The sequence below is a fragment of the Pelagibacterium sp. genome (assembly GCF_965249125.1).
Taxonomy (GTDB): domain Bacteria; phylum Pseudomonadota; class Alphaproteobacteria; order Rhizobiales; family Devosiaceae; genus Pelagibacterium.
Genome location: NZ_OZ252217.1, coordinates 643,076 through 658,858 on the forward strand (window position 1 = coordinate 643,076; position 15,783 = coordinate 658,858).

General features: G+C 61.3%; 17 protein-coding genes and 1 pseudogene. 5 read left to right on the plus strand and 13 right to left on the minus strand.

Going from position 1 to position 15,783, the window contains the following annotated elements; genetic code table 11:
- The 13 genes and pseudogenes from ACP148_RS03255 to ACP148_RS03315 all read right to left on the minus strand — a co-directional run.
- A pseudogene (locus ACP148_RS03255) lies at positions 1-183 on the minus strand (arsenical resistance protein ArsH); the annotation flags it as partial.
- Positions 176-598 (minus strand): arsenate reductase (glutaredoxin), encoded by a 423-nt coding sequence (gene arsC / locus ACP148_RS03260; RefSeq protein ID WP_421951168.1) that lies wholly within the window; start codon positions 596-598, stop codon positions 176-178. The gene arsC and the pseudogene ACP148_RS03255, both read right to left, overlap by 8 nt.
- 1 nt (position 599) lies before the next feature.
- Positions 600-1,667, minus strand: coding sequence for an ACR3 family arsenite efflux transporter (gene arsB / locus ACP148_RS03265; protein ID WP_421951169.1), 1,068 nt, complete (start codon positions 1,665-1,667; stop codon positions 600-602).
- A gap of 5 nt (positions 1,668-1,672) precedes the next feature.
- Positions 1,673-1,855 carry a hypothetical protein gene (locus ACP148_RS03270; protein WP_421951170.1) on the minus strand — a complete coding sequence of 61 codons (183 nt, stop codon included), beginning with the start codon at positions 1,853-1,855 and terminating at the stop codon, positions 1,673-1,675.
- The gene (locus tag ACP148_RS03275) at positions 1,848-2,243 is read right to left on the minus strand and encodes an ArsR/SmtB family transcription factor (RefSeq protein ID WP_421951171.1); all 396 of its coding nucleotides are present in this window, start codon (positions 2,241-2,243) and stop codon (positions 1,848-1,850) included. Before ACP148_RS03275 ends, ACP148_RS03270 begins: the two co-directional genes overlap by 8 nt.
- Before the next feature lie 27 nt (positions 2,244-2,270).
- A complete protein-coding gene (gene chrA / locus ACP148_RS03280) occupies positions 2,271-3,641 on the minus strand; it encodes a chromate efflux transporter (RefSeq protein WP_421951172.1) in 1,371 nt (456 codons plus the stop codon).
- Positions 3,642-3,699: 58 nt separating this feature from the next.
- Complete coding sequence (pip, locus tag ACP148_RS03285) at positions 3,700-4,680, minus strand: prolyl aminopeptidase (RefSeq protein WP_421951173.1); 981 nt, start codon at positions 4,678-4,680, stop codon at positions 3,700-3,702.
- Complete coding sequence (pqqE, locus tag ACP148_RS03290) at positions 4,670-5,884, minus strand: pyrroloquinoline quinone biosynthesis protein PqqE (RefSeq protein ID WP_421951174.1); 1,215 nt, start codon at positions 5,882-5,884, stop codon at positions 4,670-4,672. Before pqqE ends, pip begins: the two co-directional genes overlap by 11 nt.
- Positions 5,881-6,204, minus strand: a complete 324-nt coding sequence (gene pqqD / locus ACP148_RS03295; RefSeq protein WP_421951175.1) for a pyrroloquinoline quinone biosynthesis peptide chaperone PqqD — start codon at positions 6,202-6,204, stop codon at positions 5,881-5,883. Before pqqD ends, pqqE begins: the two co-directional genes overlap by 4 nt.
- Complete coding sequence (gene pqqC, locus ACP148_RS03300; RefSeq protein WP_421951176.1) at positions 6,201-6,965, minus strand: pyrroloquinoline-quinone synthase PqqC; 765 nt, start codon at positions 6,963-6,965, stop codon at positions 6,201-6,203. The genes pqqD and pqqC overlap by 4 nt, the downstream gene beginning before the upstream one ends.
- Positions 6,962-7,870, minus strand: a complete 909-nt coding sequence (pqqB, locus tag ACP148_RS03305; RefSeq protein ID WP_421951177.1) for a pyrroloquinoline quinone biosynthesis protein PqqB — start codon at positions 7,868-7,870, stop codon at positions 6,962-6,964. Before pqqB ends, pqqC begins: the two co-directional genes overlap by 4 nt.
- A gap of 27 nt (positions 7,871-7,897) precedes the next feature.
- Positions 7,898-7,978 (minus strand): pyrroloquinoline quinone precursor peptide PqqA, encoded by an 81-nt coding sequence (pqqA, locus tag ACP148_RS03310; RefSeq protein WP_041528725.1) that lies wholly within the window; start codon positions 7,976-7,978, stop codon positions 7,898-7,900.
- A gap of 103 nt (positions 7,979-8,081) precedes the next feature.
- Positions 8,082-9,086 carry a LysR family transcriptional regulator gene (locus tag ACP148_RS03315; RefSeq protein WP_421951178.1) on the minus strand — a complete coding sequence of 335 codons (1,005 nt, stop codon included), beginning with the start codon at positions 9,084-9,086 and terminating at the stop codon, positions 8,082-8,084.
- 180 nt (positions 9,087-9,266) lie between these two features.
- Between ACP148_RS03315 and ACP148_RS03320 the strand changes: the two genes are divergently transcribed.
- The 5 genes from ACP148_RS03320 to ACP148_RS03340 all read left to right on the plus strand — a co-directional run bounded on the left by ACP148_RS03320 (position 9,267) and on the right by ACP148_RS03340 (position 15,777).
- Positions 9,267-9,854, plus strand: coding sequence for an ANTAR domain-containing response regulator (locus tag ACP148_RS03320; RefSeq protein WP_421951509.1), 588 nt, complete (start codon positions 9,267-9,269; stop codon positions 9,852-9,854).
- Between the two features lie 16 nt (positions 9,855-9,870).
- Complete coding sequence (locus ACP148_RS03325; protein WP_421951179.1) at positions 9,871-11,091, plus strand: CmpA/NrtA family ABC transporter substrate-binding protein; 1,221 nt, start codon at positions 9,871-9,873, stop codon at positions 11,089-11,091.
- Positions 11,092-11,483: 392 nt separating this feature from the next.
- Positions 11,484-12,884: a CmpA/NrtA family ABC transporter substrate-binding protein gene (locus ACP148_RS03330; RefSeq protein ID WP_421951510.1), complete on the plus strand. Its 1,401-nt coding sequence runs from the start codon at positions 11,484-11,486 to the stop codon at positions 12,882-12,884.
- Positions 12,885-12,954: 70 nt separating this feature from the next.
- Positions 12,955-14,034, plus strand: a complete 1,080-nt coding sequence (locus tag ACP148_RS03335; RefSeq protein ID WP_421951180.1) for an ABC transporter permease — start codon at positions 12,955-12,957, stop codon at positions 14,032-14,034.
- Between the two features lie 9 nt (positions 14,035-14,043).
- The gene (locus tag ACP148_RS03340) at positions 14,044-15,777 is read left to right on the plus strand and encodes an ABC transporter ATP-binding protein (protein WP_421951181.1); all 1,734 of its coding nucleotides are present in this window, start codon (positions 14,044-14,046) and stop codon (positions 15,775-15,777) included.
- The last annotated feature ends 6 nt before the right edge of the window (positions 15,778-15,783 follow it).

Below are 15,783 nucleotides of genomic sequence, written 5' to 3' on the forward strand. Positions count from 1 at the left end.
CACCGGCGGGCCGAAGTGGCGCAGGATGCGGGCGGCCTCCAATATCGCGACACGCGAATAGGAACGCTCGCGCAGCAGAATGCGCGGGGCGAGCTGTTTGTGATGCGGAGAAAGCAGCGTCGTCTCGTCAATGGGCTGAAATTGCTCTTCGGCGAAAGCGGGGAAGCTATCGATCTCAGACAACGCGCTTTCCATTTTCGTCGATGACGATTTCTCCGTCTTCCTTGGTGAAGGGCCCGATATCGGGATTGGGCAGGATTTCAAGGACCAGTTCGGACGGGCGGCATTGGCGCACGCCCTTTTCGGTCACCACGAACGGGCGATTGATGAGGATGGGGTGCGCCAGCATGGCGTCGATCAATTTGTCATCGGCGAGTGTGGGGTCATCGAGATCGAGTTCGGTGTATGGCGCCTCTTTTTTCCGCATCGCATCGCGCACCGAAAGGCCCGAGCGGGCGATGAGATCGATCAGCGTCTCGCGGCTCGGCGGGGATTTGAGATATTCGATGATTTCGGGCTCTTCGCCCGACTGGCGGATCATGGCAAGCGTGTTGCGCGAGGTGCCGCAATCTCGATTGTGATAGATGGTGACGGCCATTTCAGACCTCCGTAAAGCGGTGGCGGGTGCGGTTGGCGATGGCGACCAGAGAGAGCATGACGGGCACTTCCACCAGCACGCCGACTACGGTGGCGAGCGCGGCTCCTGAATTGAGACCGAAAAGCGAAATGGCGACGGCAACCGCAAGCTCGAAAAAGTTCGACGTCCCGATCAGAGCGCAGGGGGCGGCGATATTGAAGGGAACCTTCCACTTCCAGGCTGCCCAATAGGTGATGGCAAAAATGCCGTATGACTGGATCAGCAGCGGTATTGCGATCAGAACGATCACCAGCGGATTGGCGATGATCGTTTGGCCCTGGAACCCGAACAGAAGGACGACAGTCGCCAGAAGCCCGATCACCGAAGCGGGTTTGATGCGGGAATTGAAGGCATCGATGCGGCGTGTATCGTTGGCGTGGCCTTTCAGCAGAAGCTGGCGGGTGATGGCGCCGGCAATGAGCGGCAGCACGACATAAAGTCCCACCGAAAGCAGCAGGGTCTCCCAGGGAACGGTGATTTCGGTAAGCCCGAGCAGCACCGCGACGATGGGGGCGAAAGCGACGACCATGATGGCGTCGTTCACCGATACCTGGACCAGAGTGTAATTGGGATCGCCCCTGGTCAGCTGCGACCAGACGAACACCATGGCGGTGCAGGGCGCAGCGCCCAGCAAGATCAGGCCGGCGATATATTGCTGGGCATCGGCGGGGTCGATGAGCGGCGCAAACAGGATGTTGAAAAACAGTACTGCCAGAAACGCCATGGAAAACGGCTTGACCAGCCAGTTGACCACGAGGGTGAGCACGAGTCCCTTGGGCTGGCGTCCGACCTGGCCGATGGCGGTAAAATCGACGGCGACCATCATCGGATAGACCATGGCCCAGATAAGCACTGCCACGACAAAATTGACCGAGGCATATTCCAGCCCGGCCAGCGCGGCAAACAGCTCTGGAACAAGATTGCCCAACGCAACACCGGCGACAATGCAGCCGGCGACCCATACCGAGAGCCACTTTTCGAAAAAGCCGATGCCGCCCACAGGGGCGGGCGCGGTTGTGTCCAATGTCATAAGGATCAATCCCGGGTTTGGCCGATTGCGTCGAGTTTCGACTTGAGTGCCATGCGGTCAAGGCTCGCGATGGGTAGACTGAGCGGCAGCGAGATCCGGTTGCCCGATTGACATGTGGCTTCGGCGATGATCGAGCGCGCGGAATTGCCTGTACACAGGAACAGGACAGAGTAGGGGGTGTCAGTCACAACAGGGCTCCGTGGCGGTTTGTTGCAGGCAGGCGAGATTGTTGACCAGCGGCGCGCACACTTCGGGACGTCCCCCGCAGCAATCTTCGAGCAGAAAGGCCACGAGATCGCCGGCGGCCTTGAAATTGGCGCTATAGCGAATGGTCCTGCCCTCGCGTTGGGAGACAATCAGTCCCGAACGTGCCAGCGCGGCGAGATGCGTTGAGATGGTATTTTGCTTCCCGGCGACAGCGTCTGCAATTTCGCCTGCCGGCAGGCCCCTTGGGCCGACTGTCACCAGCCGACGAAATATTGCCAGGCGCGTGGGCTGTGAAAGTGCATCAAAGGCAGAGAGGGCGTTTTCTGTATCCATGTATCGAGAAATATCGATATATGGATGCAGCGTCAAGTCGGCTTTCGTGGTCGGCGATGATCGCTAGGCCAAAAATCCGGTCAGATTGAAAACAATTCCGGCCGCAGCGCAGCCCGCCAGAACGGTGACCGGCCCGAGCCCGAATCGGAAAATTGCGGCCATCGCCGCGACGATGAGGAGAGCGGAGAGCCAATCTATCGATGCGAGTACGGGGATGTCGAGCTGCAGGCCCAATGCGGAAAACTCCACAACGTCCGAAAACAGGACGTGCATTCCGAACCAGACGGCCAGATTGAGGATCACGCCGACAACGGCAGCGGTGATGGCACTCAGGGCCGCCGTCAGGACCGTGTTGTCCCGCAAGCGCTCGATAAAGGGCGCACCAAGGAATATCCAGAGAAAGCAAGGTGCGAAGGTAACCCAGGTCGTCAACAATCCACCCAGTGTTCCCGCCAGCAGGGGCGGCAGTGTTCCGGGCGCGCGAAAGGCGCCCATGAAGCCTACGAACTGGGTGACCATGATCAGCGGGCCCGGCGTCGTTTCGGCCATGCCGAGCCCATCAAGCATTTCACCCGGAGCCAGCCATCCGAAATTCTGCACGGCTTCCTGGGCGACATAGGCAAGAACGGCGTAAGCTCCGCCAAAGGTGACAATGGCCATGACGCTGAAAAAGCCGGCGATCTGGGAGAACACGTGATCGGGGCCCAACAGTGCAAAGAGTAACGCAACCGGGACCAGCCAGAGGGCGATAATGACAATGGAAATGCGAAGCGCTCCACCCGGATCGACATGGGTGTGGGCCGGAGATTCCTCGCCGAGCAGCGTATCGGCGTCCGCGATCTGGGTCGCGCCAACCTCGCCGCGGCTGATCCTGGGCTCAAAAGCGGACAACCCGGCCCGAGCCCCCAGGAACCCGATCAGACCGGCTGCCAGAATTATGATTGGGAAGGGAACGGCAAAGCCGAAAATCGCGATAAACGCTCCGGCGGCGATAGCCATCATCGCGCCGTTATTGAGCGCGCGACCGCCAATGCGGATCACCGCCTGGATAACGATGGCAAGGACTGCGGCCTTGAGCCCGAAGAACAGGCCCTCGATAATCCCGACATTGCCCCAGATGGCGTAAATCCAGCTCAGCGCCATGATGGCGACGATACCAGGTATGACAAAGAGGACACCGGCGATGATGCCACCAGCGGTGCGGTGCATCAGCCAGCCGATATAGACGGCGAGTTGCTGGGCCTCCGGCCCGGGCAACAGCATGCAATAGTTGAGGGCATGGAGAAACCGCTTTTCGCCGAGCCATTTCTGCTCCTCGACGAGGATGCGATGCATCATGGCGATCTGGCCGGCCGGGCCGCCAAAGCTCAATAGGCCAATCCGAGCCCAGATCCTGGTGGCTTGGCCGAGTGTCGGATAATTTCGGTTCTGCATATGCGCCCGGTGTTCGAGTTAACCACGCGCATCTTATCGCCGTGATGACGGCGCGAGTCTATCGCTCGAGGGTGACTGTCGTATGAAGGTCCGAGAGGGCACTTTGGATTGCTGCCTCCACGCCCGGCTCTCCCTGGGCATGACCGGCCGCCCCGACCATGCGTATCGATGATCCTTGCCAGGCGTTCGCCAGCGCGTGCGAGTTGGCTGGCGGGCACAACAGATCATACCGGCTTTGAACGATGTGACCGGGAATGCCGTCCAGCCTGGAGGCGTTGGCAAGCAATTGGTTGGGCTCAAGAAAGCACGCATTGGAAAAGTAGTGGGCTTCCATATAGGGCGAGGCGGGGAACCGCGCTCCGGGCGCCGGAAGCTGGGCGGAATCCAGTCCATCGGCTGGTGGTGCGATCTGGGACAGGATGCGTTCAGCCTGATACCACGCGAAAGCGGCAGGGCGATGAATTTCGGGATCCGGATCGAGAATGCGGCGCCAATAGGCTTCAAGCGGGGTTTCGCGTTCGGAGGGCGTGAGCAGGTTCAAAAAATCGGCCTGAAGGCGTGGATAGAACTGAGACATTGCCGTCGAAAACGCCCAGTCGAGCTCACGGCGTGTGCCAAGGAACGTGGCGCGGAGCACGATGCCGGTTACGCGGCCTGCATGGGTTTGCGCATAAGCAAGTGCCAGCGTAGCGCCCCACGAGCCGCCGACAACGAGCCAGCGCTCTATTCCCAATGTTGTACGGATCGTTTCGATGTCGGCGATCAGCCGGTCGGTGGTGTTGGCCGACCGCTCGCCATGTGGCGTGCTGCGGCCGGCGCCGCGCTGGTCGAACAGCACCGCATGAAATCGGGCGGGATCGAAAAGCTTGCGGTGGCTGGGCTGGCATCCGCTGCCCGGTCCGCCGTGCAGGAACAACGCGGGGACGCCATCGGGATTGCCGACGGTTTCGACGTAAAGCGTGTGCCCTTCGCCAACCGGCAGCATTTGCGTGGTGAGCGGCGCATGCGGGTCGGACTCGAGCGCCGTTTCATTTTCCATCCACTGGCTCCGCTTCGAGCGTTCCACCGGCAAAATTGCGGTAGATGAACCGCGTTGTGCCGGTCTCGGCTTCGGTCTCCGCCGTGCGGAAAATCTCCTTGTGGTGAGGAGACAGGGCACAGGCCGGATCGGTGTTCTCGGCGCTGCCGGTCAGCGCGAAGGCCTGGCAGCGGCAGCCGCCGAAATCGACCTCCTTGAACGCACAACTCTGGCAGGGTTCGGGCATCCATCCGGTGCCGCGATAGCGGTTGAAGGCGTCAGAGTTCTGCCAGATCCAGGCGATGGAATGGTTCGACCGCACCGAAAGAAAATCCAGATCGGTGATCGTTTCGGCCGCGTGGCAGGGCAGCACCTTGCCGGACGGTGTGATGTTGAAGAACTGACGACCCCATCCGCCCATGCATTTCTTGGGGCGCTCGGCATAATAGTCGGGGATCACGAAGTCGATGTCGAGAATGCCCTTGAGCCGCTCGCGCGCGTCCTCCACCACTTCGGTGGCGCGGTCGATCTGGGCAATGGTGGGCATCAGCGCGGCGCGGTTTTTCAGCGCCCAGCCGTAATACTGGACATTGGCGACCTCGATGCGGTCGGCGTCCATTTCGACCGCCATGGCGATGATGTCTTCGAGCTGATCGAGGTTCTGCCTGTGCATGACGGCGTTGACCGTCAATGGCAGATCGAACTCTCGCGCCCAGCGCGCCACTTCATGCTTTTTTGCGTGCGCGTTGCGGAAGCCCGCAACCCGGTCGGCCTTGATCGCATCGCTGCCCTGAAAGCTGATCTGGATATGGGACAGACCCGCATCGGCCAACGCGGCCAGCTTGTCACGATCGAGGAGCACGGCCGAGGTGATCAGATTGGTATAAAGATCGCGGTCGGTGGCGTGCTGAACAAGTTCGACAATGTCCTTGCGGGCCGTCGGCTCGCCGCCGGAAAAATGGACCTGCAGCACGCCGATCTCGGCGAGCTCATCGAGGACGCGTTTCCATTCCTCGGTGGTCAATTCGTTGCGGGCCCGCTCCATTTCGACCGGGTTGGAGCAATAGGGGCATTGCAGCGGGCATTTGTGTGTCAATTCGAGCAGCACGGCGAGCGGAATGCCGTATTTGGCGGTGATCGGTTTGCCCCTGCCTTCGAGCAGGGCCAGTCCGTCATTGGGATCGGTTTCGATCGGGGGATGGTGCCGGTCGAGGGTCGGGCTCATGGTTTTCCTCCTCCATCGATCAGGAACCCGGAATTGGCCAGGTCCTGGATCATTTCGATCACGTCTGCCGTGATCTGGTCGGCGGGCGCGGCGTATTTTTGCGCCAGTATTTCTCCCATCTGGGCGATGGTGTGCTCGCCATCGCACAATTGCAGGATTTCAACAGCGATCTCGTCGGGCGCCAGCACCCTTTCGGGCACCAGAAGCACCCAGCGCCCGCGCGTTTCGTCGTGACGCAGCTTGGCGCCACGGGCGAGCCGCGGCGCGCTTTGCGGTGTTGCCACCATGCGGCGGCGCGATGCCGGCGCTGTCTGGCTCATGTCGCCTCCGGAACGAAGGCGCCGGGCGGGATGTGGCCGCCGACATAGGCGTGATGGAGCGCATCGAGCTGCACCCAGAGCACGTTGGTCTTGAAGATCAGCGCGTTGCACACCAGCCGCCGCTCCTGGGGGGTGCGGGCATGGGTTTTGACGTAGTCGAGGGCGAAATCGGCATCGCGGGTCGCCTGGTCGAGCCGGCGTGAGAAATAGGTCATCACCTCGGGGGAGATGAAATCGTAATGTTCGAGCATCCCGGCGATGCGTTCCTGATGCAGGTTGGGCGCGAACAGCTCGGTGAGCGAAGAGGCTATGGCTTCGAGCGGCGTGCGGTCGCGCACGAAATGGACATAGGCTTCAACGGCGAACCGGGTAGCGGGCAAAATGCCCTCGGTCGATTCAACATAGTCAGGATCGAGGCCCAACCCGGTCGTCAGTTTGAGCCAGCGCTCGATACCGCCCTCGCTGCCAATGTCGCCATCATGGTCGGAAATGCGGTGACGCCATTCGATGCGGGTGGCGCGGTCGCGGAACCGGGAAATGACCACTGCATCCTTTAAGGGAATGGTGCTCTGGTAGAAGTAGCGGTTGAGCGCCCACGCCTGCACCTGTCCCTTGTTGAGCTTGCCGCCATGCAGCAGGCCATGGAACGGATGCAGATTGTGGTAGCGGGTTGCGCCGATATGGCGAAGCTGGGCCTCGAGGGCGTCGGGGGAATCCAGTTCCAGGTCCGGGGCGACCGAAAGCGCGGTTATCTGGTTCATAAGCTAATCTCCGTCCCTTCGGCGGGTATGGACCACCCGGCCGCCTCCATGGTTTTCCGCTCATCGGAATCCGGCCGCAGGGCCGGATTGGAATTGTTGATGTGCAGGAAAAATTTCTTGCCTATCGGCGTTTCTGAGAGCGCCGGTATGACCTGGCTCATTGCAATGTGGCCCATGCGCTGGCCGGTTTTGGCGCTCAGGCCCTGGGCGACCATTTCGTCGTCGCGCCAGAGCGTGCCGTCGAAGAATACCGCATCGGCACCATCGATCAGACGAAGCAGGTCGTCGGTTATGGCGGCGCAGGCCGCGAGAAACACCATGCGCGAGCCGCTCGACTGGTCGGTTACGACAAGGCCGAGGGTATCGCCTTCGGCGTTTTCGTCGCTGTCTTCGAGAAACAGTGCGGTTTTCCCCGGTGCCGCGAAAGCAAGCACCTCAAGCCCGGACGGCTGACCGTCGGGGAGCGCAAGGGCAAAGGTCTCGCCAACCGAAATCGCTTTGCGGCCCACGTTTTCGGGTTTCAGCGCATTGAAGATCGAATTGGCCCTGAGGATCGAAAGCACCCGGTCATGGGCATAGAGCGTGAAGGGCGATCCTTCGCGCAGGGTCAAAAGCCCGGTGATTGCGTCGATTTCGCCATTGGTGAGGATGACACCGGCTATTGGCGAGTGGCGTTTCAAATCCGGTTTGGGCCAGAGCGCGGGCGTGTTGGCGATCTGTTGCCGCAAATCCGGTGATGCGTTGATCAGGAACCAGTGTTCGCCATCGGAGCTGATGGCCACCGATGCCTGATTGCCGCCGATATCGAGCACGCCGGAACGGGCATCACGGCAATTGTCGCAGCCGCAATTCCATTGCGGGACGCCGCCGCCTGCCGCGGCACCGAGTATGAGGATTTTAGTCATAGCGGGAGACCGCGGCAGGCAAATCGGTTACTTGCGCTTTGCGCAAGCGTACATGTTGATTTCCATGCTGACGGGAATTTCAGTGAGCTTGGGCTTGTTCCAGGCCATAGGGTTTCTCCTCGTTTGAACACGGCGTCATTGCCGTATCGTTCATGCTGCGAAGAGAGCGGGCTGCGCGCAATCTATGGAGCCCATAGCTGGACAATTATGGCTAGAACTGCGCCTGCGGGCCGCCATCGAGAAACGGGGGAATGGGCAAAACGTCCGGCAGGACGATGGTTTGCGCTGCGTCCTTGAGCGTATTGAGGAAGGTGCGATAGGGCTCGATGTGCTGATATTGCGTGGGAATGATCGCTATGATGTGGCGCGCGGTGGCGTTGACGGCATAGAGCCGAATGCCTTTGAGCGTTTCGGCGCCATGCAGCAATGAGAGGGCGGGAACCAGGCAGACACCGGCACCAGCCCTGACCAGTTCGGCTGCCACTTCAAAGCTGCGGCACTGGGCGACGATGGTGTGGTCGGGGAACAGGCGTTCGTACCAGTTCTGCACACGTTTGGTGTGTTGGGATCCGAATGCGAACTGGATCGACTGGTTGAGAATGGCCAACTGGTCTGCAGGCAGATCGCGTTCCGGCTTCTGTACTGTGGAGAGATCGAGGTGGCCGGGAACGGCCAGCACGTGAGAATCGGTGAGCAGGGGGATCTGGGCAAAACCGCCGCCCGAGGCGGCCAGTGAATTGTCCGCCAGAAGCCCCACCGCAATGCGGCGGTCATAGAGCAGCTCGAGAATGTCGGACGGCGCCATGTCCTGAATATCGAAATCGATATCGGGGAAAATCTCCTGCAGGCGCCTCAGCGCGGGCGGCAGGAGAACGCGCAACACCGAGGTGATCCCGGCCAGCCTTATCGTCATGCGGCGGCCCGACGTATATTCGATCAGCCCGTCTTCGAGGTCGCGCATGCCGCGCAGGACGTGTTCGGCCTTGGGCAAAAGGTACAGCCCGGCTTCGGTCAGCTCCATTTCTCCCGGCCGGCGATTGAACAGGCGCGTGCCGACAAGCGTTTCCAGGCGCGAGAGCTGTTGGGACAATGAAGGCTGGGCGATTCCCAATTGCTTGGCGGCTTCGGTCAGCGTTGCCGCGTGCGCGACGGCGACAAAAATCTTGAGCTGGTGCAGCGAAATGTCGGGGTGAGAGCGAGTTGACTGCGTGTTCATGTTCGGCAAAGGCACCCGCCCGCTGTGATATAGGTGATCGTATGGTGGCGCGATCGGGCGTTTGCTGCCACCGCAGAGCAACGCAATCCAATAGACTTTATGGCGCGCGACTGCAAATTACCCCGTTCTACGGCCGTTATCGCAATTGCTCCGCAATCGAATCATCGCCATAACGTGACCATGGTGCCTACGCTTTCCATCCTGGTGGTTGACGACAACCGCATCCGGGCCTCGATCATCGAGGACGGCTTGCGGGAGGCCGGGCATGGCCCGGTCCACGTCATCACCGAAATCAACGAGGTCGCGAGCCGAATCGGCGAGATCGCGCCCGACGTGGTCATCATCGATCTTGAAAATCCCAACCGTGACATGCTCGAACATTTCTTTGCTCTTTCGCGCGTCCTGCAACGGCCGATCGCCATGTTCGTCGACAGGGCCGATCCCGGATCGATCGAGGCGGCCGTGGAGGCCGGGGTCTCCGCTTATGTGGTTGACGGGCTGAAAAAGGAACGGGTCAAACCGATCCTCGATATGGCCATTTCGCGCTTCAACGCCTTTTCGCGGTTGCGGGGAGAACTCGCCGCCGCACGGTTCGAACTCGAGGACCGCAAGACGGTCGAAAAGGCCAAGGGCATTCTGATGCGCACCCGCGGGCTGTCCGAGGAACAGGCCTATGCCCTGTTGCGCAAGACAGCGATGAACCAGAACCGCAAGATCGCCGAAATCGCTCAGAGCCTGATAACGGCTGCAGGGTTGCTCGAGCCATGAGTCAGGGAACACCAAGATGGGTCTGACACCGATTACCCTGGGTTATGTGCCGCTGCTCGACAGCGCGGTGTTGATCGCCGCCCAGGAACAGGGTTTTGCCGAGGCCGAGGGCCTCGAATTCACCCTGGTGCGCGAAACCTCGTGGGCCAATATCCGCGACCGCGTTGCCGTGGGCCATTTCGACGGGGCGCATATGCTTGCGCCCATGCCGCTGAGCGTAAATCTGGGATTGACGCCGCTTGATGTGCCGCTCGTTGCGCCCATGGCCCTGGGGCTCGGGGGCAATGCCGTTACGGTATCCTTGCCGCTTTGGCGGGCCATGCAGGAGCAGGAGGCGGTCTCGGGGGTCGATGCAAGGGCCAGCGGAATGGCGCTCGCCCAGGTGATTGCCGACCGGCGCAAGAAAGGTCTTCCCGCGCTGCGCTTCGGGGTGGTTCATCCCGAGAGCGGGCACAATTACGAACTGCGCTACTGGTTGACCGCTTCGGGTGTGGATACGACGCGCGACATCGAAATCGTCGTCGTGCCACCACCCTTCTTGCCCGATGCGCTGGGTGCCGGTCGCGTCGATGGATATTGCGTGGGTGAGCCGTTCAATTCGGTCGCCGTTGCGCGCGGGGTGGGGCGCATCGTGACGATCAAATCCTCAATATGGCGCTCCAGCCCGGAGAAAGTGCTCGGGGTGCGCCGTGAATGGGCCGAGCGGTTTCCCGAACAGATGGCGGCGGTCATAAGGGCCATAACCCGCGCCGCGCGGTGGTGCGGGGACCCCGACAACCACGATACACTGGCCCGGGCCCTGTCCAGGGAGGACCGGTTGGCCATTTCCTCGACCGTGCTCATGCGTGCCCTGACGGGACGGCTGTATATCGGCGACAAAGACATTGTCGAGGTGCCGGACTTTTTTCTCCCGTTCGAGCGCGCGGCGAATTTCCCCTGGATCAGCCATGCATTGTGGTTCTATTCCCAAATGGTGCGCTGGCGGCAGGTCAGCCATACTGCCGAAAATACTGAGAAGGCAGTCCGCACATACCGTCCCGACATTTATCGCGCGGCGCTGGCCGGGATGGGAATCGCGGTTCCCTCGGCCAATGCCAAGGTCGAAGGCGCGTTGATCGAGTCTACGGCGCTCGGCGCGCTCGGCGGGAGCCTGCTGCTTGGTCCGGACGGGTTTTTTGACGGCACCCAGTTCGACCTCGACGCGCTTGACGCCTATATCGCGCGCCAGGCTCTCTGAGCCGGTCTGTGACCGGGCTTTGGGCTGCCACTGCGATGGGCAGTAGCGATTGCCAGCGTAAAAATTGTGCATTCTGCGCGAGTCTTGGGCGCCCGCAACGTTGAGGCGTGGAGGGGACGTCGAGCGCTCTGATTTCTTAACATTCTGATTTTCAACGATCTTCTTGTTTTTCCCGCAACTGGCACGCTTTGTGCAACATCGTTGGCAATGAGCTCCTCCCAAGACGGCTCATAACAGACCTGGCGTCCAAGGGCGGGCGCCGCGAACATGGCAAAGCCGCCAACTGGTGCGTGTGACCGGGCAAATGCTCTCGGTGTGCGCGTCGGTTGGCGGCTTTTCGTTTTGCGGCGCGCCGGCTGGTCCATGCCAGGCAAATGGTGCAACCGACGGAGATGACAATGAACTGGAACAGGGGCAAGGCCGCAACCGCAGCTTTCGTGCTGCTCGCCACCACCGCTCTGGGCGCTGGCGCGGCAAGGGCCGAAATGCTCGATCTTGAAAAAGACGAGCTGACTTTCGGCTTCATCAAGCTCACCGACATGGCACCGCTCGCGGTCGCCTATGAGAATGGCTATTTCTGGGACGAAGGATTGTTTGTCACCCTTGAGGCGCAGGCCAATTGGAAAGTGCTGCTCGATGGCGTCATCACCGGCGATCTCGACGGGGCGCACATGCTTGCCGGCCAGCCGCTGGCCGCAACCATCGGCTATGGAACCCCTGCCCACATTGTAACTCCGTTTTCGATGGATCTGAACGGCAACGGCATCACCGTCTCCAACCAGGTCTGGGAGCTGATGAGACCCCACCTTGAAATGGACGCCGATGGGCGGCCCGTGCATCCGATTTCGGCTGCCGCACTTGGGCCCGTCATCGAGGAATATGAGTTGTCGGGCCGTCCCTTCAACATGGGCATGGTGTTTCCGGTTTCCACCCACAATTACGAATTGCGCTACTGGCTCGCCGCCGGCGGCATCAATCCCGGCTATTATTCACCCGACGACATCTCGGGCACAATTTCGGCCGATGCCTATCTCTCGGTCACTCCACCGCCGCAGATGCCCGCGACGCTCGAAGCGGGCACCATCGACGGATATGCGGTGGGCGAGCCCTGGAACCAGGCCGCGGTGTTCAAGGAGATCGGCGTACCGGTCATCACCGACTACGAAATCTGGAAGAACAACCCTGAAAAGGTGTTCGGCATCACTGCCGAATTTGCCGAGCAGAATCCCAACACGACGATCGCCATCACCAAGGCGTTGATCCGCGCCGCCCAATGGCTCGACGAGAACGATAACGCCAACCGTGCCGAAGCTGTCGAAATTCTCTCGCGCTCCGAATATGTCGGCGCGGACGCTGAAGTCATTGCGGCTTCGATGACGGGCACATTCGAATATGAAGGCGGCGACGTGCGCGAAATCCCCGATTTCAACGTCTTTTACCGCTATTACGCGACCTATCCCTACTATTCGGACGCGATCTGGTATCTCACCCAGATGCGGCGCTGGGGACAGATTGCCGACGATAAGCCCGACGACTGGTATGCCGAAATCGCCGAGTCCGTCTATCGCCCCGACATCTACCTCGAAGCGGCCCGCCTGCTTGTCGAGGAAGGGCTGATCGCGGAGGCCGACATCCCCTGGGATACCGACGGTTACAGGGCGCCGACCGATGAGTTCATCGACGGCGTTACCTATGACGGCACCCAGCCCAACGCCTATCTCGAGGCCCTCGAAATCGGCCTCAAGTCCGGCGACCGGGTCGAAGGATCGAGCGTCGTGCCCGGCGCAAACTAGCAGAAAACCTCACACTTTGGGCGGCTGGGCGATCCCGGCTGCCCGCCAGAAAACAAGGGATGTTTCGACAATGAGCATCGCAACCGACACATCGGAAACACCAGGTGGCGCTCGCCGCCGCGAGAAACTCTTTGCGGTCATCAACCGGGCATCGGCCTGGCTGACGGCTCTGGGTTTTGGCTGGCTGACCCCCTTGCTTCGCATCGTGGCCGGCGACGATCCGCGCCAGCAGATGGGCGAATTGCGCGACAGCCTGCTTTTCCCGCTCATGGGCCTCACGGTCTTTGTTGCCGGCTGGGTGGTGCTCGCCCCGCAGGTCCAGACGTCGTTGGGGGCGATTCCCGGGCCGGTGCAGGTATGGGAGCAGGCTGGCGGATTGTTGCAGGACCATCAGGCCGAACGCGAGCGCGAGGCAAGGTTCTACCAGATGCAGGAAGAGCGCAATACCGAGCTTCTGGCCGAAGACCCCCAGGCCGACGTCCGCATCCGGGCCTATACCGGCAGCCCGACCTTCATCGACCAGATATTCACGTCGCTGAAAACCGTGGGGCTGGGCTTTGCCTTCGCAACGATCGTCGCGGTGCCGCTCGGCATCGCCTCGGGTCTTTCAAAGCCCTTTAACGGCGCGCTGAACCCCATCGTTCAACTGTTCAAACCTGTATCGCCGCTTGCCTGGCTGCCCATTGTCACCATGGTCGTATCGGCGGTTTACGTCGATGCGTCCGAAGCCTTCCCCAAGGCGCTGGTGATCTCGGCGGTGACGGTGACGCTGTGTTCGCTGTGGCCCACACTGATCAACACCACCTTAGGTGTTGCGTCGATCGACAAGGACCTCGTCAACGTTTCCAAGGTGCTTCGGCTTTCGACCGCCAAGACGGTCACCAAACTGGTGCTGCCCTCGGCGCTGCCGCTGATCTTTACGGGTCTGCGTCTCTCGCTCGGTGTGGGCTGGATGGTGCTGATTGCCGCGGAAATGCTGGCCCAGAATCCGGGGCTCGGCAAGTTCGTCTGGGACGAGTTCCAGAACGGTTCGTCCTCCTCGCTGGCGCGGATCATGGTGGCGGTGCTGACCATCGGCATTATCGGCTTTCTGCTCGATCGGGTGATGTTCACCCTTCAGACCGCCTTCACCTTCTCGTCCGATCGCTAGGAGGCGCCAATGTCGACAATCCTGGAACTGACTGACATTGCCAAGCGCTACGGCGAGGGCGACAGCCGCACAAGCGTGCTCGAAGGGCTCAACCTCAAGGTCGAGGATGGCGAATTCGTCGCCATTCTCGGATTTTCGGGCGCGGGCAAGACCACGCTGATCTCGCTGATGGCCGGGCTCGTCGACCCCGACCGGGGGGGCGTGCTGTTCAAGGGCAAGGAGGTCGACGGTCCGGGCCCCGAGCGCGGGGTGGTGTTTCAATCCTATTCGCTGATGCCCTGGCTGACAGTGGGCGGCAATGTCGATCTCGCCATCGATGCCGTGCATAAAAAGCTCCCCAAATCCGCGCGGATTGCCCTGCGCAACCGCTACGTCGAAATGGTGGGCCTCTCGCATGCCGTGGACCGGAGACCATCGGAGCTTTCGGGCGGCATGCGCCAGCGCGTCGCGGTGGCGCGGGCTCTGGCCATGCAACCTGAAGTCCTGCTGCTCGACGAGCCATTGTCGGCGCTCGATGCGCTGACCCGCTCAAAGCTGCAGGACGAATTCGCCGATATCTCACAGGCGGAAAAAAGAACCATCGTGCTCATCACCAATGATGTGGACGAGGCCATCCTTCTGGCGGATCGGGTCATTCCGCTGATGCCAGGGCCGGGGGCCACGCTGGGGCCATCCTTTGCTGTCGATTTTGCCCGTCCAAGGGACCGGGCGGCGCTCAACGGCGATGACAAATTCATCGCGCTCAGGCGCGAGATCACCGAATATCTCATGGATGTGGGAGCCGGGCGAAGCCTTTCGGGCGAACGAGAGATCACGCTTCCCAATGTCGTGCCGATCGCACTGGGCCGCGCCCAGCCGCCAAAAGCCCTCCAGGACGCTGCGAGCGGGCCCGCCAGCGCGCGCTACGTGGAATTTTCCGACGTCAAGAAGGTCTACCCCACGCCCAAGGGGCCGCTGACGGTGGTCGACGGGTTCGATCTCAAGATGAAGAAGGGGGAGTTTATCACCCTGATCGGCCATTCGGGCTGTGGCAAGTCCACGGTGCTCTCGATGGCTGCCGGCCTCAACGATATCTCTTCGGGTGGCATCGTGCTCGATGGCAATGAGGTTGTCGGCGCCGGGCCGGACAGGGCCGTGGTTTTCCAGGCTCCCTCCCTCATGCCGTGGCTCACCGCTCGCGACAATGTCGGCCTTGGGGTTGATCGCGTCTATCCCAGGGCCAGCGCCGCCGAGCGGCGCGACATCGTCGAATATTATCTCGACAGGGTCGGGCTGGGCGATGCGATGGACCGCAGCGCCGCCGATCTTTCCAACGGCATGAAGCAGAGGGTGGGCATCGCGCGGGCCTTTGCGCTTTCGCCAAAGCTGCTGCTGCTCGACGAGCCGTTCGGAATGCTCGATTCGATCACCCGCTGGGAGTTGCAGGACGTCCTGATGGACGTCTGGGCGCGCACCAAGGTCACAGCGATCTGCGTCACTCACGACGTCGATGAGGCCATCCTGCTCGCCGACCGCGTGGTGATGATGTCGAACGGTCCCAACGCGAAAATCGGCAACATCATGGATGTCGATCTGCCCCGGCCGCGCTCGCGCAAGGCCCTGCTCGCCCACAAGGACTATTACGCCTATCGCGAGGAACTCTTTGATTTCCTCGAGGCCTATGAGGGCGGCGCAAACCCCGATCAGGAAACACTCGACCGCATACGCTCCAAGCGCGCCCAGCGCGCCGTAGCGGCCGAATAGGAGGAC